The sequence below is a fragment of the Halorubrum sp. 2020YC2 genome (assembly GCF_018623055.1).
In the GTDB taxonomy this organism is placed as follows: Archaea; Halobacteriota; Halobacteria; order Halobacteriales; family Haloferacaceae; genus Halorubrum.
This window is the reverse complement of sequence record NZ_CP076019.1, coordinates 2,973,955-2,999,462: the sequence shown is the minus strand read 5'-3', so window position 1 is coordinate 2,999,462 and position 25,508 is coordinate 2,973,955. Positions and strand designations below refer to the sequence as shown.

At 70.2% G+C, this 25,508-nt stretch carries 26 protein-coding genes and 1 tRNA gene; 12 read left to right on the top strand and 15 right to left on the bottom strand.

All coding sequences use genetic code 11. The annotated features are described in order from the left end of the window. Window positions 1-129: 129 nt before the first annotated feature. Window positions 130-1,287: a helix-turn-helix domain-containing protein gene (locus tag KI388_RS14895; protein ID WP_215087348.1), complete on the top strand. Its 1,158-nt coding sequence runs from the start codon at window positions 130-132 to the stop codon at window positions 1,285-1,287. Between the two features lie 51 nt (window positions 1,288-1,338). On the opposite strand, the gene KI388_RS14890 is transcribed toward KI388_RS14895, so the two are convergent. The 8 genes from KI388_RS14890 to ahaH all read right to left on the bottom strand — a co-directional run bounded on the left by KI388_RS14890 (window position 1,339) and on the right by ahaH (window position 9,521). Then, the gene (locus KI388_RS14890) at window positions 1,339-2,760 is read right to left on the bottom strand and encodes a V-type ATP synthase subunit B (RefSeq protein WP_215087347.1); all 1,422 of its coding nucleotides are present in this window, start codon (window positions 2,758-2,760) and stop codon (window positions 1,339-1,341) included. A 2-nt stretch (window positions 2,761-2,762) separates the two neighbouring features. Further along, window positions 2,763-4,526, bottom strand: a complete 1,764-nt coding sequence (locus KI388_RS14885; RefSeq protein ID WP_215087346.1) for an ATP synthase subunit A — start codon at window positions 4,524-4,526, stop codon at window positions 2,763-2,765. 1 nt (window position 4,527) lies between these two features. Beyond that, the gene (locus KI388_RS14880) at window positions 4,528-4,857 is read right to left on the bottom strand and encodes a V-type ATP synthase subunit F (protein ID WP_215087345.1); all 330 of its coding nucleotides are present in this window, start codon (window positions 4,855-4,857) and stop codon (window positions 4,528-4,530) included. Continuing rightward, window positions 4,854-5,900, bottom strand: a complete 1,047-nt coding sequence (locus tag KI388_RS14875; protein ID WP_215087344.1) for a V-type ATP synthase subunit C — start codon at window positions 5,898-5,900, stop codon at window positions 4,854-4,856. Before KI388_RS14875 ends, KI388_RS14880 begins: the two co-directional genes overlap by 4 nt. Further along, the gene (locus KI388_RS14870) at window positions 5,897-6,472 is read right to left on the bottom strand and encodes a V-type ATP synthase subunit E (protein WP_215087343.1); all 576 of its coding nucleotides are present in this window, start codon (window positions 6,470-6,472) and stop codon (window positions 5,897-5,899) included. Before KI388_RS14870 ends, KI388_RS14875 begins: the two co-directional genes overlap by 4 nt. 21 nt (window positions 6,473-6,493) lie before the next feature. After that, a complete protein-coding gene (locus tag KI388_RS14865) occupies window positions 6,494-6,748 on the bottom strand; it encodes a hypothetical protein (protein WP_004598766.1) in 255 nt (84 codons plus the stop codon). Between the two features lie 198 nt (window positions 6,749-6,946). After that, window positions 6,947-9,160, bottom strand: a complete 2,214-nt coding sequence (locus tag KI388_RS14860) for a V-type ATPase 116kDa subunit family protein (protein WP_215088803.1) — start codon at window positions 9,158-9,160, stop codon at window positions 6,947-6,949. 4 nt (window positions 9,161-9,164) lie between these two features. Next, window positions 9,165-9,521, bottom strand: a complete 357-nt coding sequence (ahaH, locus tag KI388_RS14855; RefSeq protein WP_215087342.1) for an ATP synthase archaeal subunit H — start codon at window positions 9,519-9,521, stop codon at window positions 9,165-9,167. Between the two features lie 166 nt (window positions 9,522-9,687). Here ahaH and KI388_RS14850 point away from each other — a divergent pair, with 166 nt between their 5' ends. Then, window positions 9,688-11,415: a P-loop NTPase gene (locus tag KI388_RS14850; protein ID WP_215087341.1), complete on the top strand. Its 1,728-nt coding sequence runs from the start codon at window positions 9,688-9,690 to the stop codon at window positions 11,413-11,415. Between the two features lie 70 nt (window positions 11,416-11,485). On the opposite strand, the gene KI388_RS14845 is transcribed toward KI388_RS14850, so the two are convergent. Continuing rightward, window positions 11,486-12,457, bottom strand: coding sequence for a transcriptional regulator (locus KI388_RS14845; protein WP_215087340.1), 972 nt, complete (start codon window positions 12,455-12,457; stop codon window positions 11,486-11,488). A gap of 259 nt (window positions 12,458-12,716) precedes the next feature. On the opposite strand from KI388_RS14845, the gene KI388_RS14840 reads away from it, so the two are divergent. Together KI388_RS14840 and KI388_RS14835 are read left to right on the top strand one after the other, a co-directional pair. After that, window positions 12,717-14,126 carry a tRNA(Ile)(2)-agmatinylcytidine synthase gene (locus tag KI388_RS14840; RefSeq protein WP_215087339.1) on the top strand — a complete coding sequence of 470 codons (1,410 nt, stop codon included), beginning with the start codon at window positions 12,717-12,719 and terminating at the stop codon, window positions 14,124-14,126. Window positions 14,127-14,189: 63 nt separating this feature from the next. Further along, on the top strand, window positions 14,190-14,543 hold the full coding sequence (locus tag KI388_RS14835; protein ID WP_215087338.1) for a VOC family protein: 354 nt from the start codon (window positions 14,190-14,192) through the stop codon (window positions 14,541-14,543). A 36-nt stretch (window positions 14,544-14,579) separates the two neighbouring features. Here KI388_RS14835 and KI388_RS14830 read toward each other — a convergent pair whose 3' ends face one another. Beyond that, entirely contained in the window at window positions 14,580-14,810 is a 231-nt protein-coding gene (locus tag KI388_RS14830) for a hypothetical protein (RefSeq protein ID WP_215087337.1), read from the bottom strand. A 102-nt stretch (window positions 14,811-14,912) separates the two neighbouring features. Then, a complete protein-coding gene (locus KI388_RS14825) occupies window positions 14,913-15,089 on the bottom strand; it encodes a hypothetical protein (protein ID WP_215087336.1) in 177 nt (58 codons plus the stop codon). Window positions 15,090-15,182: 93 nt separating this feature from the next. On the opposite strand from KI388_RS14825, the gene KI388_RS14820 reads away from it, so the two are divergent. Further along, window positions 15,183-16,343 carry a Xaa-Pro peptidase family protein gene (locus KI388_RS14820; protein ID WP_215087335.1) on the top strand — a complete coding sequence of 387 codons (1,161 nt, stop codon included), beginning with the start codon at window positions 15,183-15,185 and terminating at the stop codon, window positions 16,341-16,343. A 297-nt stretch (window positions 16,344-16,640) separates the two neighbouring features. Continuing rightward, a complete protein-coding gene (locus KI388_RS14815) occupies window positions 16,641-16,943 on the top strand; it encodes a DUF5789 family protein (protein WP_215087334.1) in 303 nt (100 codons plus the stop codon). Window positions 16,944-17,437: 494 nt separating this feature from the next. On the opposite strand, the gene KI388_RS14810 is transcribed toward KI388_RS14815, so the two are convergent. Beyond that, entirely contained in the window at window positions 17,438-18,673 is a 1,236-nt protein-coding gene (locus KI388_RS14810; RefSeq protein ID WP_215087333.1) for a cation:proton antiporter, read from the bottom strand. Between the two features lie 82 nt (window positions 18,674-18,755). Then, window positions 18,756-19,238, bottom strand: a complete 483-nt coding sequence (locus tag KI388_RS14805) for a TrkA C-terminal domain-containing protein (protein WP_215087332.1) — start codon at window positions 19,236-19,238, stop codon at window positions 18,756-18,758. A gap of 195 nt (window positions 19,239-19,433) precedes the next feature. Here KI388_RS14805 and KI388_RS14800 point away from each other — a divergent pair, with 195 nt between their 5' ends. From KI388_RS14800 to KI388_RS14785, 4 genes are all read left to right on the top strand, one after another. Next, window positions 19,434-19,898: a hypothetical protein gene (locus KI388_RS14800; protein ID WP_215087331.1), complete on the top strand. Its 465-nt coding sequence runs from the start codon at window positions 19,434-19,436 to the stop codon at window positions 19,896-19,898. A gap of 24 nt (window positions 19,899-19,922) precedes the next feature. After that, window positions 19,923-20,861: an E3 ubiquitin ligase family protein gene (locus KI388_RS14795; protein ID WP_251133169.1), complete on the top strand. Its 939-nt coding sequence runs from the start codon at window positions 19,923-19,925 to the stop codon at window positions 20,859-20,861. A 109-nt stretch (window positions 20,862-20,970) separates the two neighbouring features. Then, complete coding sequence (locus KI388_RS14790; RefSeq protein WP_215087330.1) at window positions 20,971-22,272, top strand: ribonuclease R family protein; 1,302 nt, start codon at window positions 20,971-20,973, stop codon at window positions 22,270-22,272. Between the two features lie 38 nt (window positions 22,273-22,310). After that, window positions 22,311-22,793, top strand: a complete 483-nt coding sequence (locus KI388_RS14785) for a hypothetical protein (protein ID WP_215087329.1) — start codon at window positions 22,311-22,313, stop codon at window positions 22,791-22,793. Between the two features lie 131 nt (window positions 22,794-22,924). Here the strand turns inward: KI388_RS14785 and KI388_RS15525 are convergent, their stop codons facing one another. Together KI388_RS15525 and KI388_RS14780 are read right to left on the bottom strand one after the other, a co-directional pair. Next, window positions 22,925-23,053 (bottom strand): hypothetical protein, encoded by a 129-nt coding sequence (locus KI388_RS15525; RefSeq protein WP_256441501.1) that lies wholly within the window; start codon window positions 23,051-23,053, stop codon window positions 22,925-22,927. A 452-nt stretch (window positions 23,054-23,505) separates the two neighbouring features. Further along, window positions 23,506-23,577: transfer RNA gene (locus KI388_RS14780), tRNA-Ala, on the bottom strand. A gap of 257 nt (window positions 23,578-23,834) precedes the next feature. Here KI388_RS14780 and KI388_RS14775 point away from each other — a divergent pair. Both KI388_RS14775 and ribB read left to right on the top strand, forming a co-directional pair. Further along, window positions 23,835-24,593 carry a DUF120 domain-containing protein gene (locus KI388_RS14775; protein WP_215087328.1) on the top strand — a complete coding sequence of 253 codons (759 nt, stop codon included), beginning with the start codon at window positions 23,835-23,837 and terminating at the stop codon, window positions 24,591-24,593. Further along, window positions 24,593-25,342, top strand: a complete 750-nt coding sequence (gene ribB / locus KI388_RS14770) for a 3,4-dihydroxy-2-butanone-4-phosphate synthase (RefSeq protein WP_215087327.1) — start codon at window positions 24,593-24,595, stop codon at window positions 25,340-25,342. The genes KI388_RS14775 and ribB overlap by 1 nt, the downstream gene beginning before the upstream one ends. Window positions 25,343-25,508 lie beyond the last annotated feature (166 nt).

Sequence of the window (25,508 nt, the reverse complement as noted above, 5' to 3'; positions counted from 1 at the left end):
GTCGGTTGCGGACCGTTTCGCCGCGTTTCGCCTTGGTACCCGACCGTTGCACCGATTTGCGCCGGATTTCCCGGCCCCACCGCGAGACTATCTGTGGGTTTAATTCGACCGGCTGGAAACCGTACGCCAATGAGTCGACGCGATCGGGCGACGGTGTCGATCGCGACCCTCCTCGTCGCCGCCTGCTGTCTGGCGGCGGTCGCGGTCGCCGCTCCGGCGGACGCGCAGTCTGTCGGGGTCCCGCAGACCGACGACCAGCCCGCCCCGGACAACACGATCACGCGGATCGATCTGGCCGCGAACGGCTCGGCGACGTGGGAGATAACCCTCCGGACCCGGCTCGAAAACGACTCCGCCGTCGCGGAGTACGAACGGTTTCAGGGGGATTTCAGGTCGAACACCAGCCGATACCTCGACCCGTTTGCCGACAGGATGTCCGGCGTCGTCGCGGCCGCGAACGACTCGTCGGACCGCGATATGCGCGCGCTGGCGTTCGAGGCCGAGACCGGGATACAGGAGGTCCCGCGCCGCTGGGGGGTCGTCAGCTTCCGGTTCACGTGGACCGGCTTCGCCGCGGTCGACGGCGACGCCGTCGTCATGGGGGACGTCTTCGCCGGGGGGTTCTTTATCGACCGGGACGACGCGCTGGCCGTCTCGGCACCTGACGGGTACGCGGTCGAGTCGGTCGATCCGGAGCCGGACGACACGAGCGACGGGACGGTCGAGTGGCGCGGCCGCGAGGACTTCGACGACGGTCGACCGAGCGTCCGCGCCGTACCGACGACGGGCGACGGCGGTTCGCCGGTCGACGGCGACGACGGCTCCGGAACCGGGGTCAGCGAGGGCGGCCTCCCGGTCGGTGTGCTTGTACTCGCCGGTGTCCTACTCGCCGCGCTCGCCGGCGCGGCGTACGCGATCCGGACCGGACGCGTGTTGTCGGACCGAACGGCCGCCGCCGGAGGCGCGCCGGGAAGGCCGGGCGGAGACGACACGGGTGACCCGACGGCGGACGGCGAAAGCGTCGAATGCGCTGCCGCTGCCGCCGGCGGCGACGACACGGTCGGCGGAGCCGCAGCGGACCCGGACCTCCTCACCGACGAGGACCGCGTTCGGCGTCTCCTGCGCGAGCGGGAGGGCCGGATGAAGCAGTCGGCGATCGTCGACGAGCTCGGGTGGTCGAAATCGAAGGCGTCCCGCGTGCTCTCGGGGATGGCTGACGAGGGCGAGGTGGAGAAGCTTCGGATCGGCCGCGAGAACGTGATCGATCTGGTCGACCGCGAGGAGTAAGCCGCCGGCGCGGCCGCTGAGAGCGGGCGAAAAGTGGAAGAAAACGCCGACTCAGTCGGCCGCTTCGACGACTTCGCGCTCGGCGTCGTCCTCGCGGTAGTGCTCTTCGATGAACTCCTCGTCGATCCGGTTGAGGGCGTCCTTCGGCAGCATCGAGAGGAGGTCCCAGCCGATCGAGAGCGTCTCCTCGATGTCGCGGTTCGTCTCGAAGCCCTGATCGATGAACTCCGACTCGAACGCGTCCGCGAAGTCGAGGTACTTGTTGTCGAGCTCCGACAGCGCCTCGCGACCGACGATGTTCACGAGGTCGCGGAGGTCCTCGCCCTCCGCGTACGCCGCGAACATCTGGTCTTTCACGTCGGCGTGGTCCTCGCGAGTGAGCCCCTCGCCGATCCCGTCGTCCATCAGCCGCGACAGGCTGGGGAGGACGTTGATCGGCGGCTGCAGGCCCTGGCTGTTGAGGTCGGGGTCGACGTAGATCTGCCCCTCCGTGATGTACCCGGTCAGGTCCGGGATCGGGTGGGTGTCGTCGTCGCCCGGCATCGTGAGGATCGGGATCTGCGTGACCGAGCCGTCGCGGCCCTTGATCCGGCCCGCGCGCTCGTACAGCTGCGCCAGGTCGGTGTACATGTACCCGGGGTACCCGCGGCGGCCGGGCACCTCCTCGCGGGCCGCCCCGATCTCGCGGAGCGCCTCGCAGTAGTTGGTCATGTCCGTCAGGATGACGAGGACGTGGTAGTCCTTCTCGAAGGCGAGGTACTCGGCGGTCGTCAGGACCATCCGCGGCGTGACCGTCCGCTCGACGGCGGGGTCGTCCGCGAGGTTCATGAAGACCACGGAGCGCTCTAGGGCACCGGTGCGCTCGAAGTCCTCCATGAACTCGTTGGCCTCCTCTTGGGTGATCCCCATCGCGCCGAAGATGACGGCGAACTCGGAGCCGTCCTCGTCGTCGCCCTCCTCCTCTTCGGGCACGCTGGCCTGCCGCGCGATCTGCATCGCGAGCTCGCTGTGCGGCTGGCCGGAGCTGGAGAAGATCGGGAGCTTCTGCCCGCGCACCAGGGTGTTCATCCCGTCGATGGCGGAGACGCCCGTCTCGATGAACTCCTCGGGGTACTCCCGGGAGTACGGGTTGATCGCCGCGCCGACGATGTCCTGCCGCTCCTCGGGAACGATCTCCGGGCCGTCGTCGATCGGGCGGCCGGAGCCGTCCAGTACCCGCCCGAGGAGGTCCTCGGTGACGGGCATCTTCATCGTCTCGCCCAGGAAGCGGACGGACGCGTCTCTGTCGATGCCTGAGGTGCCCTCGAAGACCTGGATCGCGACCACGTCCTCCGAGGATTCGAGCACCTGCCCGCGCAGCGTCTCGCCCTGTGCCGTCTCGATCTCGACGATCTCGTCGTAACCGATCGCCTCGTCGACCTCGGCGTACACGAGGGGACCGCTGATCTCGGTGATGGTTTGATACTCTTTCATGGTCAGTAGAGGCTCCGGAGCTCCTCGGTGATCTCCGCTTTGAGATCCTCGACGTACTCCTCGTAGTCCTCTTGGACGCCGATACGGTTAATCCGCGGGGCCGACTCGATGTCGACGATCTCCTCGACCGGGACGCCGGCGTCGAGCGCGTCGAACGCCTCGTCGTTGAACTTCTGGATCGTCGTCAGCATGAGGTACGTCTTCTCCGGCGGACAGAACGTGTCGACCGGATGGAACGCGTTCTGCTGGAGGTACGCCTCGCGCAGGTAGCGCGCGACCTCTAAGGTGAGCTGCTGGTCGTCGGGCAGGGCGTCCTTCCCGACGAGCTGGACGATCTCCTGCAGCTCCGTCTCCTCGTCGAGCACGTCGACCGCCCACTGGCGCCGCTCGGCCCAGTCGTCGGCCACTTCGTCCTCGAACCAGGGGTCGAGCTGATCTTTGTACAGCGAGTAGGACTCGTTCCAGTTGATCGACGGGAAGTGGCGGCGCTCCGCCAGGTCCGCGTCGAGCGCCCAGAACGTCTTCACGATCCGCAGCGTGTTCTGGGTGACCGGCTCGGAGAAGTCGCCGCCGGGCGGCGACACCGCGCCGATCGCGGAGACCGAACCCTCGGTCCCGTTGATGTTCTCGAAGTAGCCGGCGCGCTCGTAGAACTGCGCCAGACGCGCGGCGAGGTACGCGGGGTACCCCTCCTCGCCGGGCATCTCCTCTAGCCGGGAGGAGATCTCGCGCATCGCCTCCGCCCACCGCGAGGTGGAGTCGGCCATCAGCGCCACGTCGTACCCCATGTCGCGGTAGTACTCGGCGATCGTGATCCCCGTGTAGATACAGGACTCGCGCGCCGCGACGGGCATGTTCGAGGTGTTCGCGATGAGCGAGGTGCGGGCCATCAGCGGGTTGCCGTTGGCCGGGTCCTCAAGCTCGGGGAAGTCCTCGATGACCTCGGTCATCTCGTTGCCGCGCTCGCCGCAGCCGACGTAGACGATGATGTCCGCGTCGGCGTACTTCGCGAGCTGGTGCTGGGTGACCGTCTTCCCGGAGCCGAACGGCCCGGGGATCGCGGCCGTCCCCCCCTTCGCGATGGGGAACAGGCCGTCGAGGATGCGCTGCCCGGACACCAGCGGCGTCCGCGGCGTCTTCTTGTCGTTGGCGGGGCGGGCCTCGCGCACCGGCCACTCCTGGTGCATCGAGACCTCCTCGCCGTTGTCGAGTTCGACGACCGTCTCCGTGACGTCGAAGCTGCCGGCCTCGGCGGCGACGACCTCGCCGCCCTCGTAGTCCGGCGGCACCATGACCTTGTGGTCGATGGTGACCGTCTCCTCGACGACGCCGACGATGTCGCCGGGCTCGACGACGTCGCCCGCCTCGACCGCCGGCTCGAACTCCCACTCCTCTTCGAGGTCGATACCGGGCGCGTCGACCCCGCGGTCGAGGTACGGACTGCCCATCTTGCCCTCCAGCACGTCCAGGGGACGCTGAACGCCGTCGTAGATGGCGTCCAGCATCCCCGGGCCGAGGTCGACCGACAGCGGCTCGCCCGTGTTCTCGACGGGTTCGCCGGGGCCGACGCCGGAGGTCTCCTCGTACACCTGAACGGTCGTGAGGTCGCCCTCGATCTCGATCACTTCGCCCATGAGCCCTTCGTCGCCGACGTAGACGACGTCGTTCATGCGGGCGTTGAGATCGCGGGCGGTCACGACCGGACCGCTCACGCTCTGAATGACGCCGTTGTCTGTCTCGGCGTCGGTTGTGTCTGCTTTGCTCATATTAGTCGTCTTCCTCCATCAGGTCGATGCCGATGGCGCGTTTGATCTGGTCGCGCAGCCCGCCGCTGCCGGCACCGGAGCCGCCCAGCGTCACGAGAACCGGCTCGATGCTCCCCTCGACCGCCTCGCGGGTCCCCCGCGAAAGGTGGTCGAGGTCGTCGTCGTACATCACGATGATGCCGACGCCCTCGTCGTCGAGCGTCCGCTCGACGGCGTCGTCGAGCTTCTCGTCTTTCTCGTCGTCCGGCACGTTCTCGAACGCCCGAACGCCGGCGAGGCGGAATCCGGTCGTGAACTCCGGGCTGCCGACGACCGCTATCTCCTGGCTCATGTTATCACCAGCTCCGATTCGATCTCGTCGGGCGAGAGGCCGGCCTCCTTCCCGCGGGCGATCGCCCGGATGTTCTCCGTCTCGCGCTCCTTCGCGAGGATGTACGAGATCACCGGGGTGACCGACACGGGGTGGATCGTGCCGAGCCGGTCGCCGTAGGCCAACAGCGCGCCGTCGATCGCGTGTTCGAACGCGATGAGGCTGTCCGCCTCCTCGAGCTCGCGCAGCGCCGGTCCGAGCTCGTCGCCGTACTGGCTGTCTCCGATGTACTCGACCAACTCGTCGAGGTTCTGCGCCAGCCGCGCGAGCGACGACCGGGTGAACAGGTCGCCGCCCTCGATGAAGTACGCGGCGGGGTCGATGTCAGCGCCCGAGCGGGCGAGCCGGAGCGCGTTCGTCGCGTTCCGGAAGTCGACCTCCGCCACGAGGAACGCCTCGTACTGCCGGGTCGGCTCGTCGCCGCCCAGCCCGGAGAGGAGCCGCTCGTAGAACGCGCGGTCGACCGCGTTCTCCAGCGGCACCAGCACGCCCGTCTCCTCGTACTCGGCGTACGCCTCGCGCAGCGGGTCCCCGTAGATCGTGTCCTCAAGGACCTCGATCACGCCGTCGATCGAGTCCGCCTCCAGCAGGCGGCGGATCCGGCGGTCGTCGAACTCGCCGGCGCGGATCAGGTCGACCTCGACGGCCGACTGCTCCGCGTCGGTGTAGACGCCGCGGATGACCGTCTTCACGTTCCACGCGTCGAACTTCCGGAGGTACCGGGCGATCAGGTCGTACAGCGACCCCTCGCTCCAGTCGAGGATCGCGTCGAACTGCTCCGCGAGGTTCCGGTTCAACGCGTACTCGATCAGGTCCACGCCGCCGTGGCGGCTCCCCAAGGCGTTGATCTCCTCGCCGTAGCTCGACTCCTCCATGAACCGGGCGATCTCCGCCGGTCCCATCCGGGTGAGCTTACGGTACTCCTCGTCCCCGAAGAGGTTACCGCGGCGGGCGCGAACCCGCGCGACGACGTACTCCGGGTTCGGGCTGCCGGCGGCGCTCATTGGTCGAACAGCCGCTGCGAGATGTTTTTCAACTCGTCGTCCCAGACGGACTCCAGGACCGAGTCGAACGTGTTGTTCACGCGAACGCGGGAGGTGTCGCTCTCCGCGACGACGCCGCCGAGGCAGTCGACCTCGCCGTCGACTTCGGCGTTGCGGTCCGCGACGAGCGCTTCGAGCAGCTCGATGTCCTCGGCACGGGTGTAGACGGCGACGTCCTCGTCGTCGAACTCCGCGAGGCTCGCGTCGAGTAGCGCCTCGGTGAGCTCGCGGCGGTCGTCGCCGTCGAGGGCCGCTATCGCCGCCTCGACGTCGTCGCGGACGTCCTCTAAGACGTCGCGGCGAGCGCCGAGCCGCTCCTGTTTGGCCTCGAGCTTCGCCGACGAGAGCGTCTGTTCGCGCTCCTGGTCGATCTGGCTCTCGGCTTCAGCGAGCCGCTCCTCGCGGATGCGCTCCGCGTCGGCCTCCGCGTCGGCGACGATCTCGTCCGCCTCGGCCTCGGCCTGTTCGCGGATCTCCTCCGCACGCGCGCGGGCTTCGTCTCGAACGTCCTCAACGACGGTTTCCAAACTCATTGGTTGAAAAACGCTGGAGAGTTACCCGACGATGAAGACGACGACGAGCGCGAGGATGACGATCGTCTCGGGAAGGACCGTCAGGATGAGCCCGTTGACGAAGAGGTCGTCGTCCTCGGCCATCGCGCCGACCGCGGCCGACCCGATACCGCGCTCCGCGTAGCCTGCGCCCAGCGCCGCGAGCCCGACGGCGAGCGCCGCCGCGGCGTTGGGGTCAGTCAGCGTTCCACCGGTCGACAGTACGAGGTTCCCGAGTTCGTTGGTAGCTTCAAACATTGGTAGTAGTTGCTGTTGCTCGTCTCCGAACGGTTGGTATTTGCCCCTACAGGAGTCATAAAGCTTCCCAAAACGACCGAACGGAATTCCGGGAGAACGGCGGGGAAAGCGGGCGCTATCCGCGTCAAAACCCGACGTGATTGCCGGGTTCGACCGCACGCGAAGCGGCGAGACCGAGCGGCGACCGACGGCGGGTCGTCAGTCGTCGCGAGTGTACTTCCGGTCGCGGCCGAACGGCAGGTACGCCCGACCGCCGCCCTCGTAGAAGTTCCCGAAGAACTCCACGTACTCGAGGCGGACCGCCTGAATGCCGGCGGACGTGACGCCGAGCAGCAGGACGACGATGTGGCCGACGACGGCCACGACGATGCCGCCCACGAGCGCGACGACGCCGACCGCGCCGATCGAGGCCGGGTCGAACGCCGTAGTGATCCCCGCGAAGACGAGCTCGTAGTCCGCGGTGTTTTGCACCTTGTCGAGGTAGTCGGCGCTGAAGATGAAGTGGAAGCTCCCGTCGCCGCCGTCGTCGATGTACGCGCCGAACGCGAGCAGGTTGACCGCCAGCGCCATCCCGCCCTTCGCGAGCAGGACGGCCATCAGCCGAGCGTACGAGATGACGTTGACGACGGGCGAGAGGAACTCCGCGAGCTCCGGCGGCTCACCGATCCCGAGCAGGACGAGCCCGAGCAGCGCGGCGACCGCGCCGGCCCAGCCGACCGCGACCGGGAACCCGCTGAACGAGACGGCGCCGAACGTCAGCACCGAGACCGCCTCGAACAGGAAGTCGGGCTTCGCGTTGGGGAACACCTGACTGAAGATCCAGATCCACGCGCCGTTGAGGATCAGCAGCCACGAGCCGGCCTCGTAGACGGCGTGTTTCACGTCGTGCTGCTGGAGCGTGCTCACGAACGAGAGCACGTGGCCGACGTTGAGGTGGACGATCCCGAACACGACGCTCACGACGAGGAACGACAGCCCCCAGTCGAGGTCGGCGGGCGAGAGGCCCTTCCCCTCGACCGGCCAGTGGATCCCGAGCAGCTGGTAGGCGTGGTAGCCGAACAGGTCGATGCCGTAGTAGATGCCGAACAGTATCGTGAAGCCGCCGGCCCACATCGCGACCGAACCCAGCTCGCGGAACGCGCCGTCGAACTTGGTGTACATGAAGACCCCGATGGCGGCGTACAGCACGCCGTACCCCACGTCGCCGATCATGAACCCGAACATCGCCGGGAACGTGAGGAAGACGAGGAGCGTCGGGTCGAACTCGGAGTACTTCGGTCGGCCGAACGCCTGAACGAGCAGTTCGAAGGGGCCGGCCGCGCTACCGTTGCTCTGGACGACCGGCGGGTCGTCGGTGCCGTGCCCCGCGTGGCCGCCGTCGGTGGCCGCCTCGCGCTCGGCGGTCGCGTCCTCGGCGTCGTCGGTGACGCTCGGCGTGGGGGCGCCGCCCGCGCCTCCCTCGTCGACCGGCTCGGCGTGGTGGTCGCCGTCGGGAGTGAACGAGGCGCGTTCGTGCTCTTCGACCTCGACGCGGTCGCCCACCGCGTCGACGACCGCCGCCTCGAAGTCGGGGTAGGTCTCGGTCGGCACCCACCCTTCCGCGACGAAGGCGTTCTCGGTCGTCGCAAAGGAGAGCGGCGCCTCCTTCTTCTCGGCCTCGATGGTGAGCTGTTCCTCGGCGCGAAGCAGGAAGCCGGCCGCCTCCTCTTTCACCGACTCCAGCTCGGTCTCGATCCCGGCGAGTTCGTCGCGGAGGTCGGCCTGCTCGGCTTCCAGCTCCGCGACGTACTCGTCGGGGCTCGCGTCCGCCTCCGGCACGTCGAGCAGCGCGATGTCGACGCCGACGAGCGCGTCCTGAACGACTCCCTCCGCGTGCGAGTCGGTCGGCCGCGCGACGATGGCGACCACGTCGCCCCCGACGAAGACGTCGAAGGCGTCGATCGAGTCGGCGTCTCCGAGCGCCGCCTCGACGGCGGCGGGCTTGGCCTCGCCGACGACGACCTCGACCGAGTCGTAGCCGCGCAGGTACTCCAGGTCGATCCCGAGCTCCGCGAACGGCTCCATCCGGTCGATCTCCTCCTGCCGGTCGCGGATGGCGTCCTGAAGCTCGTCGCGCTGGTCGTTGAGCTCGTTGACCCGCTCGCGGACGCGCTCAAGCTCGGAAACGAGCTCGTCGTCGTCCAGCGACCGGGCGACCTCGGCGTCGTCCTCGCTGACGTCGAGGATGCTCTCGAGCGACCGGACCGTCACGAGCCGCTCGTTGACGGTTTCGGCGCCGTCGAGCGAGGTCCCCGGCTCGAACCCCTCGTATCGCTCGTCGTAGTCGGTGACGTGCAGGGAGTGGTGGGCGTACGCCGCCTCGATGACGTCGTCGATGACGCGCTTCGAGCCCGTCACCGACACCCGGCTCATCTGCTCAGGCCTGAGCATCCACCGCCTCCTCGGCCTGGTCGTGAACCGCCGCCTCGAACTGCTCGACGGCGTAGTCGACGGCCGATTCCACACGGTCGCGGGCCTCGCGTTCGAGCTCGTCGCGGTCGGAACGCCCCGATTCGAGGATCTCCTCGCGCCGCTCCTCGATCTCCGCGCGGGCCGTTTCGAGCCGCTCTTGGGCCTCGGACTCCGCCTCCTCTTCGGCCTCCGCGCGGATCTTGTCCGCGCGCTCCCGAGCCTCCGCGAGGCGCTCCTCGGCGTCCGACTCCGCCTCCGCGATGATCTCGTCCGCCTCCCGTTCGGCCTGCTTGATCGAGTTGAGCACCTCTGGTCTCGCCATGCTACTAATCGCCTGAAACTCTAGAAGCGACGTATAAGGTGTTTGCGAAAGCCCGCGGGGGTTCGGCGGCGATTCCCGGGGGATTCCGGCGGAACTCGGCCTGCGCGTCGGCCGGCTCCGGGCGTCGCCGCCTACATTTAAGTAGCAGTCGCCGGACCCACACCGTATGGCAACGGTGTATGCGATCGCGTCGGCGAAGGGTGGCGTCGGGAAGACCACCACGACCGCCGCGCTGGCGACGATTCTGGCGGATTCGGGCGCCGACGTCGTCGCGATCGACGCCGACCTCGGGATGGCGAACCTCGCGGGCGCCGTCGGGGTGACGCCCGGCGAGACCACCCTCCACGACGTCCTCGCCGGCGCGGCGGAGCCGGCGGCGGCGGTCCGCGAGGGACCGGCCGGGCTCCGGGTCGTTCCGGGGGCGACCGACCTCGACGCGTACGCGGCCGCGGACCCGTCGGAGCTCCGCCGAGTCGTCGGGGCGTTCGACGGCGCCGACTACGTGTTCGTCGACGCGGGGGCGGGGCTGTCGCACGACTCCACGCTCCCGCTCGCGATAGCCGACGAGACGCTGCTCGTCTCGACCCCGGAGCGGAGCGCCCTCGGCGACACCGAGAAGACGCGACAGCTGACCGAGCGGCTCGGCGGCACGGTCGCCGGCGCCGCGATCACCCGCGTGACGGACGACACCGACGAGGTCGTCACGGCCCTGCTCGACGCCACGGTCCTCGGGCGGATCCCGGACGACGGGGCCGTGGCGCGGGCAGCGGCAGCGAACCGTCCCCTGCTGGCCGTCGCGCCCGACGCGCCGGCGACGCGGGCGTACCGCGACCTCGCCCGGGCGCTGACCGGCGCCGACGTCGACGGCGCGGGACTCGACGAACCCGCGGCCGACGCGGCCGGCGGCGCCGGAGCGCGCGGAGTCGAAACCGAGGCCGAAGGCGGGGGCGACGACGAGGAGAGCGGGGACGGCCGCGAGAGCGGCGGTGACGGGGGCGACGGCGAAGACGACGAGGAGAGCGAACCGGAGACGGCCGACGACGACGCGGTGATCGTCGACGACGGGCCGGGAACGGCTGCGGGCGACGCGGCCGGCGGCGACCGCTCGGAGGCGGGCGGAGAGGAGGCGGTCGTCGAACGCGACGACGAGGAGGGAACCGCCGAGGACGACGAGTCGGACGGCGGCGGGACCGACGGAGACGAGGACATCATCGTCGCGGACCCCGACCCGACCGGGGTCGCGGAGCCGGGCGACGGCGACGACATCATCGTCGCGAGCGAGGACGAGGCCGGCGAGAAAGCGACGGACGCCGGCGGCGACGCCGACGGCATCGTCACCGGCGACGACGATACCGAAGTCGACGACGATACCGGGGTCGACCGCGACGAGGGTACGGTCGACGGTGTCGGTAGCGAGGTCGACGGGGAAGGTGTCGACCCCGGCGACGAGGACGGTATCGAGGTCGACGATGGCGATACCGAGACCGAGGAGGACGATACCGAGACCGAGGAGGACGATACCGAGACCGAGGAGGAGGGTACCGATTCCGGCGAGGAGGGTGTCGACCGCGACGACGACGACCCGGCCGATGACGAGGGGGACGCGATCCCCGGCGCGGACGAGACGGCGCGCGAGGCGGCCGCCGAGCGCGACGAGGAGGCGGAGCCGACGGGCCGAGAGCCGGCCGATTCGAGCGGGGCCACGGAGGACGTCGACGAGGAACTGGCCGGCAGCATCCCGTTCCGCGACGACGACACCGGAACGATGAACACCGTACTGGCGGAGGAGGACGCCGAAGAGGGGGCGGACGGCGAGAGCCGGGCCGGCGAGGAGTCGTCGGACGAGGACGACGACGAGGACGGCGGGTTCTTCAGCCGACTGCTCGGTCGCTGAGACCGGCTAACGGGGAGGCGTTTTTCATGAAAGAACGGACGCGCGAACCCGTCGGACCGCGGCGGCGCGGTCAGGCCTCCGAGGGGGCGCGGGCGCGGTCGCGGATCAGCTCGCGGATCTCCTCGGGGTCGGTGACCGCGGCGAGCTCCTCACAGGAGACGAGGGCGGTGCCGTCGACGGACTCGCGCTTCTCGTCCTCCTCGGTGAAGTACACCGAGCGGGTCTGCGCCACTTCGCCGATGGAAGACATGATCCGGGCGCGCTTCTCGGCCGCGGCGGTGAACGCCGAGTGGCCGGTGAGCACGCGGCTCGCCGGGCTGTCCTCGTCCTCCGAGACGGCCTTGAACGGGGCGCGGGCGGTCGGGTGGACGGTGAAGCCGGCGCTCGTGAGCACGTGGAGGACGTGCTCGTCGTCGGGGTCGGCCTCCGGGGCCGACGGCGTCGGGTCCGAGTCGCGGACGTCGTCCGCGCCGTCGAGCACGTCGACCGGGCTGGAGAACGGCTGGTCGAACAGCTCCTCCAGCTGGATCGCCACCTCGATGGAGGCGTTCATCCCGTCCTCGTACTTCGAGACGGTGCGGCGAGAGACGCCCAGCTCGTTCGCGAGCCGGCCGAGCGACCAGCCGCGCTCCTCGCGCTCGTCGGCCAGCAGGTCGCCGTCGAGGCTGACGTACAGCCCGCCGGGGGCGGCGTAGATGAGCGGGGGCATCCCCTCGACGAACAGGTCGTAGGCGGTGTCCGGGTTGATCACCGGCACGCCGTGTCTGAAGTAGACGACGCCGGGTTTCAGCTCCTCGTCGCGGGTGCGGACCCCGATCACCATCGGCGTCCCTCGGAGGTACTCCCCGAGCCGGCGCATCTCCGCGCCGGTCTCTGCGTCGAGCGCGTCGACGTTGCCGAGGATCTTTAACAGGAGGAGGTCCTCGTCGCGCCGGGCCGCCACGTCGAAGCTCTTGGGCCGGACCGCACACCGGTCGCTGACGAGGAAGCCCGCGTCCTCCAGCATCGCGGTGACGTTCTCGATGAGCGCAGTCCGGGACATAGCCGGAACAAGCGTCTCGGCGTATATATGCGTTGTGTCGTCCGTTTCCCGACGAAACTGCCGCCCGCCTGCGATTTTCGCCGTTCGGAGCGGGAAACGGTTAAATACTCGACCGGCGTCGAATCGCGTTGATTGGAGGCGGGGTCGATCCGAGGCGGGTCGATCCGAGGCGGGGGCGACCCGTGGCAGGTCGATCCGAGGCGGGGGCGACCCGGTCGCCCCCGAAAGGGGCTTGACCCGCCGCCGCGAACCGCGTCGCATGCCGATCGTCGCCGTCGACGACACCGACTCCCGCGAGCGCGGGATGTGCACGACGTACGTGGCGACGCGGATCGCGGAGCGCCTCGCGGACGCCGGCGGCCGGGTTCGGCGGCGGCTGCTCGTCCGCCTGAATCCGGCGGTGAAACACAAGACGCGGGGGAACGCCGCGGTCGCGCTCCACGTCTCCGGCGTCGACGCGGGAGGGGCCGAGGCGGTCGCCGTCGAGGCGGTCGAAGAGTTCGCCGCCGCGTCGGACCCGCGGACCTCGCCGGGCGTCGTCGTCGCCGGTCTCGACGCCGCCGGCGACCCGTTCGACGCGACCGGGTCCCCGATCCCGGAGGCGGTCGCCGCGTTCGCGCGGCGCGCGCTCCGGGAGCGGCTCTCCGTCGCGGAGGCGGTCGGGTTGGCCGACGAACACGGGTTCCGACACGCCGCCGTCGGCCCGGCGGGCGGGGCAGACGCGACCGAGGCGGTGGCGGGACGCGGGCGGATCGGCGCGCTCGCGGCGGTCGGCGCGACGGCCGCGTTCGACGACTGGACCTTCGAGCGGATCGCCTACCGCGAACTCGACCGGTGCGGGACGCCCCGCGAGGTCGGCGTCGAGAGCGTTTTCGCCGCCGCAGAGGAGGGGTACCCGACGGTCTGGGACACCGTCGACCGCGAGACCGGCGCGGCCGTCTGCGTCCCCAACGCTCCCGGCCCGATCCTCTACGGGATCCGGGGCGACGACGCGGACGCGTGTCGGGCGGTCGCGGCCGCCGTCGACGGCGAGCGCGTCGACCGCGCCGCGACGTTCCTGACGAACCAGGGCACCGACGCCCACCTCGCGCCCGGGCGGATCGGGGACCTCCGCGACGGCGCCGGCTACCGCGTCGTCGGGGTGGTTGCGAGCGCGACGGAGACGAAGCGGGGGGGTCACGTCCACGTCGAGGTCGCGGGCGACCGCGGCGCGGTCGGGGCGGGTTCGGGCGAGGCGGGTTCGGGCGAGGAATCCGACGCCGACCGCCTCCGCGCCGTCGCGTTCGCGCCCACGGGTCGGTTTCGGGACCGCGTCCGGGCGCTCCGACCGGGCGACCGCGTCACGCTCTGCGGCGAACACGAGGTGCGGGACGACGCGGACGGGCCCGAAAGCACCCTGAAACTGGAGAAGTTCGCCGTCCGCGACCTCGTCCGGACCGCACCCGCGGTGCCGGCCTGTCCCGAGTGCGGCCGCTCGATGTCCTCTGCGGGGAGGGATCAGGGATACCGGTGTCGCGACTGCGGGACGAGCGCGCCGGGGAAGATCGAGGAACCGATCGAGCGCGACCTCGAGGCGGGGTGGTACGAGGTGCCGCCGAGCGCGCGTCGCCACGTCGCGAAGCCCCTCGTCCGCGGCGGGTTCGACGCGCCGACGCACCCGGAGCGGTGAGTCTAGCCGGAGCGGAGAGGGCCACCCGGAGCGGTAAAGTGGTCGCCGCGCGAGCGGACCGACGTGACCGGAATCGTCTTCCACGCGACGGAGCGGCGCGACGCGGTCGTCGAGTTCTACCGCGAGCGGCTGAACGCGACGGTGCGACTCGAACAACCCGACTGCACGATATTGGAGTTCGACGGCTTCCTGTTCGGGTTCTGCGAGCGCGAGGCGGCCGACGACTGCGGGATACTGACCTTCGTCTACCCGGACCGCGAGGAGGTCGACGCCGCCGCCGAGCGGCTCGGGGAGGCGGTCGTGACGGAACCGCGAGAGAACGAGACGTACGACATCTACCAGTGCTTCGCTCGGGATCCCGAGGGCCGGACCGTCGAGTGTCAGGTCTTCGTAGGCGACGGCGTCGACATCGAGTAGCGCGTCCGGCTACTCGTCGGGGTCCCCAACGTCGCGCTACTCGTCGGTCTCCCGAGCGTCGCGCCACTCGGCCGCCCGGTCCTCGGCGGCCTCGCGGTCGTCGAAGCGTACCCGCTCGTAGGCCGACTCGTCGGTCGCCTGCTCCATCACGTCGAGGCGGACGACGAAGCCGCCGGCCGCGCGCTCGCGGAGCCTGACCGTCGCGTACCCGTCAGATCGCTCCCACTCGGTGACCGTACCGTCGTCGCGCTCTAGCGACCAGCTCATGTCCCGCCGGACGGGCCCCGCGGCTAAAGCGGTGCGGTTCCGGGGGCGCGGCGCCCCGCGAGCGAACGGGGTCGGCCGGGCTCAGTTGAGGGTCCGCCGGGTTCAGTCGCCCGCGCTGGGCGAGCGGTCCGCGCTCGCCGTTCCCTCGGCCTCCGGCGTGGCCGCGTACCCGCACACCGGGCAGACGACGTAGCCGAGCGAGTCGTACGGCACCGACGTCGAGGGGGCGGTCACGTCGCACTCGGGACAGTCGAACGTCGCGGCGTTCTCGGTCGACATGGTACCGGATAGCGTCCGATCGCCCCTAGTTATGCGTCGCTTGCGGTCCCCTCAACGCCATCCTACTTATATACCGAGACCGAACCCCGGCCCGTGACCGACGACGCACACGCGGGCGGGTCGGCGGAGAGCGGGTCGACGCGACCGCACGAGCGACGACGCGAACGGGCCGCGAACCGGCTGGACGCGGTCGGCGCGGCGGGGCTGGTGGCGTTCCCGAGCCGGAACCTCCAGTACCTCACCGGCTTCGCGGAGGAGCCGGGCGAGCGACACTTCTTCCTCGTCGTGCCGGCCGCGAGCGCCGCAGAGTCGGAGCCGGCCCTGCTCGTGCCCGCGCTGTACGAGACGCAGGTGCGGGAGGCGACGACCGTCGCGGAGGTCCGGACGTGGAGCGACGGCGACGACCCGGTCGCGGCGACGCGCGACCTGCTCGCGGACAGGGGGCTCGACGCGGGGCGGCTCCTCGTCGACGACGCGATGTGGGCGACGTTCACGCAGGACCTCCGCGCGGCGGCGCCCGACGCGACGTGGGGGCTGGCGAGCGAGGCGCTCGCGGACCTCCGGGTGCGGAAAGACGAGAGCGAGTTGGCGGCGCTGCGCGAAGCCGGCGAGGTCGCGGACGCCGTCGTCGGGGACCTCCGCGAACTGGGCGGCGACGCCGTCGGCATGACCGAGGCCGCGCTTGCCGACTGGGTCGCGGACCGGCTGGCCGAGCGGGGGGGTCGCGGGGTCAGCTTCGAGACGGTCGTCGCGGCGGGCGAGAACGGCGCGAAACCCCATCACGGCCACGGCGACCGCGAGATCCGGGCGGGCGAGCCGGTCGTCCTCGACTTCGGGACGCGCGTCGACGGCTACCCCTCCGACCAGACGCGGACGCTCGTCTTCGACGGGGAACCGACCGAGGCGTACGCGGAGGTCCACGAGGTCGTACGGGAGGCGCAGGCGGCCGGGGTCGAGGCGGTCGGACCCGGCGTCCCGGCGTCAGCCGTCGACCGCGCCGCCCGCGAGGTGATCGAGGCGGCGGGGTACGGCGACGCGTTCGTCCACCGGACGGGCCACGGCGTGGGGCTGGAGGTCCACGAGGAGCCGTACCTCGTCGCCGGCAACGACCGCCCGCTGGAGCCGGGGATGGTCTGCTCCGTCGAGCCGGGAGTCTACTTGGAAGGGCGCTTCGGCTGTCGGATCGAGGACCTCGTCGTCGTCACCGAGGACGGCTGTGAGCGGCTGAACCGCACCGACCGCGGGTGGGAGTGACGCGCCGAGACCGGCGGCTCGCGGTCGAGTCGAGCGAAGGGTGCGACGGAGAAACGCGGAGACCGGTGCGTCGACGACCGACGCGCGAGTACGGGAGTCGTGTGCCTGCGCCCCCAACCGGAAATTACGGCCGCATAATATAACGGTATTACCGAATTATTTTGGGTGTGTTCGCGGAGTCGGACCGAGGGCGCGTGGGCGTCCGGGGGGCGCCGGGCGTCGTCGGGGGACGCGGGGCTCGGCGAGCGGCCGAGCGGCATCGAAACCATTAGTGTCGCCCGAGCGGAACCGCGAGACATGAGCGACACCGATGCGGACGAGGAGGGCGAGGAGGCCGAGGCGGGGCCGGCCGTCGAACTCGGTGAGGGACCGGACGTGGCCGGCGAGCCGGTCGCCCGCGTCGCGTCGCGGCTCACCTGGCCCGCGACGCGCAGCGACGTTCGCGAGCAGGAGGGCGACGCCGAACTCCGGACGCCCGACGGCCCCCGCGTCCTCGACGACGTGCTCGCGGACAGCGAGGTGCCCCTCTTCGAGAGCCGGAGCGATTTCGTCCAAGAGGTCGAAGACATCGTCGGCCGCGGCCCGGTCGCGACCGAGTAAGCGTCGAGCGCGACGATTCTTTTTATAACCATCCGCCGAGGCGACGAGAACTACTTATAAATCGGCGGTCGGCGCGTGCCTGCGAGCGGCCGGTAGGCCGCGAACCAGCACGCGCGAGGGAGCCAGTCGCCGGAGCGAAGCGGAGGCGGCTGACGAGGCTGGGGAGGCGTGAGGTGCTGTGCGGGGCGGGACTCAAAGGGGCAGTCGCGAGGACAGCGCAGGCGTTCACGAGAGCGAAGCTCTCGTGAGCCAATCAGAACGCTTTGCGTTCTGATGACGACGTAAGCACCGCAGGAGCGAGTGAAACGAGCGACGAGGAGCGTGGTTCGAGAGAGCGAAGCTCTCTCGTCATCCCGAAAATCTCCGATTTTCGGGCGACAGCGAGCGTGCGCTGTCCTCGCGACTGGGGCTTTGGAGTGGTTCGTCGTCGATCCGTTGACGATTACTTATAAATGAACGAACAGAGAGTCGAAGCCGATCCCTGCGCCGAAATCCTATCCACCCATCCCGCCCTCAGCCGATCCGTCGCGGTCCAGCCACGAGGTCGCGACCGCCTCGAACGGCGCGGAGTAGCCCATCAGCGTCGTGCCCAGCACCGCCATCACGAGGACGTAGCCGACCGCGAACGCGTTGATCGTCCCCGCCAAGGCCGGGTCGAACGTCCCCGCGTTCGCGCCGGTGACCGCGACCGTGGCGATGATCAGCGAGAACTCGCCGCGGGTGGTCATCCCGAGACCGACCCGCGTCGACCGGCGGGCGTCGAGGTCGAACGCGCGCCCCGCGAGGTAGCCGGTGACGACCTTCGTCGGCGTGGTCACGACGACGGCGAGCGCGACGAGCGCCGCGACGTCCGCGAACAGCGCGGGGTCCGTGACGAGTCCGATCCAGAAGAAGAACACCGCGGCGAACAGGTCCCGGACCGGCTCTAGGACCGTCTCGATCGTGTGCGCCTGCTCGGTCGGGGCGAACGCCATGCCGACGAAGAAGGCCGCGACCGCCTCGCTGACGCCGAGCGCGAGCGCCGCGCCGGCGACGAAGGCGACCGCGGCCACGGCGCGCAGCGCCACGAACTCCCGGTTGTCGGTCGCGACGATCCGGTCGAAGACCGGGGTCCCGAACCGCACCACCGCGAGCAGCCCGAGGATGAATCCGAGCGCGATACCCACGTCGGTCGCGGCCGCGCCGACGTCGCCGCCGCCGAGGACCAAGGCGGACGCGACCGAGAGGTAGACGGCGATGAAGAGGTCTTCGTACACCAGCGTGCCGAGCATCGGCTCCGCCTCGTCGTTGGCGATCCAGCCGAGGTCGATGAGCGACTTCGTGATCACCGCCGACGAGGAGATGTAGACGATCCCCGCGATCAGGAACGCCGGGAGGAACGCGCCGAAGACGAGCCGGCCGAGGACGAGGCCGACCCCGAAGTTCGCCAGATCGATCGTGCCGGCGATCCCGATCGGGCGCCAGCGGGCGAAGAGGCGGTCGAGGTTGAACTCAAGTCCCAAAAAGAAGAGGAGGAAGACGATCCCCAGCTCCGCGCCGAGGGAGATGAACTCCGTCTCGGGGACGTAGACGGTCCCGACGGTCGGGAACGCGAGTCGACCGAGGACGAACTCCCCGAGCAGCATCCCGACGAGGATGTACGCGGGGATCACGGACTGGCCGAGGCGGTTCGCGACCGCGCCGGCGACCGCGACCGCGACGAACATGACGCCGACGTCGAGCAGCGCCACTACCGGTCACCGCCGGGAGGGCCGACGACGGTGGTGCCCGGGGCGACCGCGGCTCCGGCACTCGCCGCGCCGTGCCGACCGGTCATTCGGTGAGGATCTCCTCGAACGCCGCGCAGTCCTCGGGCGTGCCGACCCCGATCAGGGTGTCGCCCTCGCGGAGGGTGGTCTCGGCGTCGGGGCTGTCGAGCACCTCGTCGCCGCGCTGGATCGCGACGACGGCGAGTCCGGTCCGGTTGCCGATGTCGGCGCTCGCCAGCGTCTCGCCGACGAGCGGCGACCCCGGGGGAAGCTCGTACCACTCCAAGAGGATCCCGCCCGGCAGCGTCGTCTCTTGGGTGTCCGGTTCGACCGGCTGGAAGTACGCCCCCTCGATGATCGAGCCGATCGTCCGCGCGAGGTCGTCCGAGAACTCGAACGCCTTCTCGGAGTCGGCGTCCGGGTCGCTCCGCCGGAACACCTCGCGTTTCCCGGTGTTGTGGATGACGACGACCATCTCCTCGCCGCCGCCTAACTCGATCTCGAACTTCTTCCCGACCCCCGGGAGGTCGGACTCGGTGATCGTCATACGGGCATCAGCCCGCCCACCGTAATATGTCTGTACGTCGGTCGACGAGAGTCGCGTCCGCGATCGGTCCGAGGCCGCGTCAGTCCGGGATCGCGTCGGTCCGAGGCCGCACAGTCGGAAACCCCGTCCGACGCGCGTCGGCTACGCGTCCGGCGCGCACCAAACGCTAAGTGGGGAGAGATCGAGAGAACGGGTATGTGGGGCTCGCGCGGAGGCCGGGACCGGCGGACGGTGGTCTGTATCGCGTGCGGGGACTCTGTGTTGCGGGAGGACGCGCGCGAGTACGACAAGGAGGGCGACCGCTGGAACCGGCGCGACAAGGAGTTCGAGTACCTCTGTGCCGACTGTGACGACGAGATATCACACCAGCCCCGCGACGGTCTCGAATCGCTGATCTGCTCGATCGAGTCGGGCGAACTGTCCACTGAGGAGTTCCTCGGCCGCTACGTCGACGCCGTGACGGGAGACGACGATCGGACGGACGGCGAGGGGCGGACCGGCGGCGAGGGGCGGACCGGCGGCGAGGAGCGGGGAACCGACGCCCGGGATCGCTCGGAGTACGGACGGTCCGACCGCGACCGCTCCGATGGCGGCCGCACCGACCGCGACCGCTCCGACGGTAGCCACACCGACCGCGACCGCTTCGATCGCGACCGATAATTCTACCCGTCGCGGCTCGGTACCGTGACCGTACGCATGACCGCCCTCCGCTCGGTAGCCCCCGCTTCCGATCCCGTCCTCTCCGCTTTCGACCCCGCTCCCGCTGCTTTCGACTCCGCTTTCGCCGCCTTCGACTCCGCTTTCGCCGCGATCGGCGCCGTCGACTCATCTCTCGCCGCGATCGGTACGGTCGACCCCGTCCCGACCGCGATCGGCGCCGCCGCCCTGATCGTCGGCCTCGCGTTCCTCGGGTACGGCGCGAGCGGGACCATCGACGCGCTCCGGGTCCTCCGGACGACCGCGACCGATCCCGCCGGTCTCGACGGCGCGGAGCGTCGGATTCGGGTCACCGGCCGGGCGGCGGCGATCGACCGCGAAACGCTTCCGTCGCCGTTCGGCGGCGACCCGTGTCTCTGCCTCGACTACGACGTCTCCGAACTCCGCAGCCAGGGGAAGGGGCAGTCGTGGGTCGCGATCGACGGCGGGGAGGCCGGAGTCCCCTTCCGCGTCGAGGACGGCGGGACCGGCGTCCGGGTCGACCCCGCGGCGGCGGCGTTCTCGCTCGACGTCGACGCGAAGATCAAGCTTGACGCCGGCGAGGAGCCGCCGGAGCGCGTCCGCGGGTTCATCGACGCGGTCGACGAGGTCGACGCCGCGGAGACCGGCTACGAGGTCGGGCCGCTCACGATCGGCGACGACCCGCGACGCCGGTACGTCCAGCGGACGCTCCGCCCGGGCGACGAGGTGACGGTTGTCGGGGACAGCGAGGCGTTCCCGGACGCGCCCGTCGGGGAGGTGAAATCGCGGATCGCGGACGGGTCGCCGTTCGTCGTCTCGGACGCGGGCGCGCGACGGACCGCGCTGCGTCTGGTGGGCGCGTCGGCGGTTCCGCTCGTCCTCGGTACGGTCGCGCTCGCGGCCGCTGGACTGGCGCTGTCGCCCGCGGTGGCGGCGCTCGTCTGAGGCCGCGGGGTGGCGGCGCCCGCCGGCCCGACGGGCGTTCGGCCGGGGGTCGAGGGGTCGTTTCCCGCCGCCCGACAGGCCTTTCTAACGGACCCGCGTTGGTGGAGGTATGTCAGACGACGAGCCGAAGCCCGGGTCCGCCGAGGACCAGGGCCCCGTGACGATCACGCCGGCGCTCGCGGACCGACTCGCGGAGAAGCGCGAGGAGCTGTTCGAGGAGTTCGAGATCCGCGACGAGTTCCCGAGCGAGGTCCTCCGCGAGGCGGAGGCGCGGACGGAGGGCGTCTACGACGAGATCGAAGCCGAGATCGACGAGCGCGAGGACCTCCGCGACCTCACGACGTGGACCACCGACCCGGTCGACGCGCAGGACTTCGACGACGCCATCTCGATCAAACGCGAGGAGGGGGCCTACCGGCTGTGGGTCCACATCGCGGACGTGACCCACTACGTCACCCCCGACACCGCGATGTGGGAGGAGGCGGTCGACCGCGCCAACACCGTCTACCTGCCCGACTACACGATCCACATGCTCCCGCCGGTGCTGGCCGAGACCGTCTGCTCGCTCGTCCCCGACGAGGACCGCCTCGCGCACACGGTCGAGATGGAAATCGACGAGGAGACGCTCTCCTTCGAGGACATCGACATCTACAAGTCGGTGATCAACTCCGACGAGCGCCTCACCTACTCGGAGTGTGAGAACCGCCTCGAAGACCCCGAGTTACCGCTGAGCGAGGAGAATCAGCTCGCCTTCGAACTCGCGGACCGCATGCACGAGCAGCGCAAGGCGGACGGCTCGCTCGTCTTAAACCCGCGCCGCGACCGCGCGCACACCATCATCGAGGAGTCGATGCTGAAGGCGAACAAGGCGGTGACGCACACGCTGATGTGGGACCGCGGCGTCGAGGCGATGTACCGCGTCCACCCGCAGCCGACCCCCGACCAGTGGAACGAGGCCTTAAAGGAGATCCAGGAGCTGGACGGCGTCTCCATCCCCGGCGACGCGTGGGGCGACGACCCGCGGAAGGCGGTCAACGCCGCCCTCGAAGAGTCGCCCGAGCGCCAGCTCAACAAGATCCAGCGCGCCGTGCTGAAGGTGATGCCGCGCGCGAAGTACATGAATGACCCGTTCGGCGGCCACCACGCGCTCAACTTCGACATCTACGGCCACTTCACCTCGCCCATCCGCCGGCTCTCCGACACGATCAACCACTGGATCGTCCACGAGAACGACGTGCCCGAGAACCTCCTCGAGCTCTGCGACCACGCCAGCGACAAACAGAAGGACGGCGAGACCGCCGAGCGGCTCTACAAGCAGTTCCTTCAGGAGGAGGGACTCGACCCCCACGCGGTCAACAACCGCGGCGTCGAGGTCGTCGAGGACTCCGAGGAAGCGAAGCACACGACGTGAGCCGAGAGATATAGGCCGGTGCGGCCACAAGGCATGGTATGGACGCGCACGACCACGGCGGCGACTCGGACCGACACCGGACGAACGCGCTCGAGCCGACCGGCGACGCCGGGCGCGACGCGGAACGCGCGGCGACTGTCGGCGGCTTCACAGGGGCCGTCCTCGGCGCTCGCGGCGGGCCCGTCGGCGCGGGAATCGGCGCCCTCCTCGGCGGCTCGACCGGCTACGCGGTCGGATACGCGCTGAGCGAGCTGGAGGCCGCCGCCGAGACCGACCACGACGACGGGTCCGAGCCGGCGACAGAACCGGACGAGGGCGGAGCGAGCGGGACGGACGACGGCCCGGTGACGATCCGGGTCGAGGACGAAAGCGGCGACGACCGCAGCGAACACGGCGAAGGCGACCACGAGGAACACGACGCGGACGGCGACCGCGATGACATCGAAGACGGCGAACACGGCGAAGGCGACCACGAGGAACACGACGCGGACGGCGACCGAGACGACGAGCACGGCGCCTGACGCGTCGCCGCCGCGAGGCGAGGCTCGATTGGTTGCGAGAACGGTCCGATCGAGTGGTTGACGTATCGCATCGTCTATCCGCGGGAAGACGCCGGACCTCGCCGCGTGTCACGGCCGGGTCGCGCCGGACGCTACAGCGACGACGTGTACAACAACAGTCCGACGGCGATAAGCGAGACGAGCAGAATCCACCCGACCATGATGACGCCCATCTGCCGGTGCGTGAGGTTCGTTCCCTCGAGTATCTCGGAGACGCCCATACGAGAGCCAACTTACTCGGAGTATATAAGCGGACTGGGTCCGCCAGCGGTCGTCGACGCCGGAGAGCGATCCGGTCGTCACCGGCGATCCGGTGGACTTCGGCCGGATTCCGGGCGCGGAACTGCGCGAACACGGAGACGCCTCTCGCGGCGCAAAAACATGGACTCGCGGGGGTCCCGTGAGCGTCAGCGAACGGGACCACGCGAGGGAACGACTGAACGACCGAAGGGAGTGAAAGAGTGGACTCGCGGGGATTTTGAACCAGAACCAGACGTGCTCGCTCGCTTCGCTCGGTGCGCGCGACTGGTAGGGTTCAAATCCCGCTCGTCACAGTTTGCGCCGCTCGCGAGGTTGCTCGCGGCGCAAAAACATGGACTCGCGGGGGTCCCGTGAGCGTCAGCGAACGGGACCACGCGAGGGAACGACTGAACGACCGAAGGGAGTGAAAGAGTGGACTCGCGGGGATTTGAACCCCGGGCCTCTTCCTTGCGAAGGAAGCGATCTGCCGCTGATCTACGAGCCCGCATCACGAGACAATCGCCGTTCGTATTTGTACCTTACCTTTCGATGACCGGTGCGGGAGTGGCTCTCACCCGGGAGCGAACGCGTTCGGTTGACCGCCGGAAACGCCGCGAATCCGGCCGGCACCGACGGGGTTAGGTATCCGGCGCGAAAACCTCAGAGTCAAGCGGATGTCGGTCCGGTCCGCAGCCAAATAACGCATCTGAGACGCATCCCAGATTCGTTACCCTTTTGACCGCGGACGACCGACTACGGAGTATGTCAGACGCGACGGCGACCGACGCGAACGCCGACGTGGACCCGGCCGCGCTCGCGGCCCTCAAACACGTCGGGCTGGTCGGCGGCCTCTCCGAGACGAAGGTGTCGTGCGCGGCGCTTGGCGACCGGCTCGACGCCTCCACGCAGACCGCCTCCCGACGCCTCCAGACGCTCGAATCCGCGGGCTACGTCGAGCGCGACGTGGTCAGCGACGGGCAGTGGGTCCGCGTGACGGACGCGGGCGAGGCCGCGCTCCGCGCGGCGTACGCCGACTACCGCCGGCTGTTCGAGTCGGACGTCGAGCTGGCGCTCCGCGGCGCAATCACCGGCGGGATGGGCGAGGGGCGCCACTACATCACGCTGCCGGGCTACGCCGAGCAGTTCCGCGAGCGCCTCGGCTACGACCCGTTCCCGGGCACGCTCAACGTGAACCTCACCGAGGAGAGCGTCCGCCGGCGCGGCGAGATGGCCGGCATCGACGCCGTCCCCATCGACGCGTGGGAGGGCGAGGACCGAACCTACGGCGCCGCCACCTGCTACGGGGTCACCCTCGTCGCGGGCGACGAGCGCTACGAGGAGGTCCACGCCATCGTCCCCGACCGCACCCACCACGACGACGACCAGCTGGAGCTGATCGCGCCGGACCGCCTGCGCGACGCGCTCAACCTCGAAGACGGCGACGGCGTGGAGGTCCGCGTCGAGCCGACGAGCCGCGCCGACGAGCCCGACTCGACCGCGGTCGAGACGGAGGTCGCCTGATGCGCGCCGACGTCGACGCCGATCCGGAGACGGGCACGGGCGCGGCCGGCGAGACCGACGCCGCCGAGGCGGACGCCGCGGAGACCACCGACCCCGTCGAGCGCGCGCTCGACGCGTTCCGCGCGGGCGACCCCGTCTGCGTCCACGACTTCGCGGACCGCGAGGGCGAGACGGACATCGTCTACCCGGCGGGCGCGGTGGACGAGGCCGCGGTCGCGCACATGCGCAACGACGCCGGCGGGCTGGTCTGCGTGGCCGTGAGCGACGCGGTCGGAGACGCGTTCGACCTGCCGTTCCTCGCGGACGCGCTCGATCACCCCGCGGTCGACGACGACCCCGACTACGACGACCGCTCCTCGTTCTCGCTGCCCGTGAACCACCGCGACACGTTCACCGGGATCACGGACGCGGACCGCGCGAAGACCATCGTCGAGGTGGCGAACGCGGCCGGCCGCGTCCGCGACGATCCCGCCGGCTACGGACCGGAGGACTTCGCGGCCGAGTTCCGGGCGCCCGGCCACGTCCACGTGCTGCGCGGCGACCGCGACGGCCTCGCGGGGCGGACCGGCCACACCGAACTCGGCCTCGCGATGGCCGAGGCCGTGGGCGCCGCGCCCGCCGCAGTCGTCTGCGAGATGCTGGACGACGAGACCGGCGACGCGCTCGCGCCCGCGGACGCCGCCGCCTACGCGGCCCGCCGCGACATCCCCTACGTCGAGGGCGCGGCCCTCGTCGAGGCGCTGAAGTAGAACCTCTCACGCTGCTGTCGGCGCGCGCCTCCGAGCGGCCGTTTTTAAACGGTCGCGAGGAGCGCGTGCGGGGTCACCGGCGCGTAGCGCCGGCTGCCAGAGGGACCTTCGGTCCCTCGCTGGAGTCAGTCGCCCGGAGCGAAGCGGAGGGCGACCGACGAGGCTG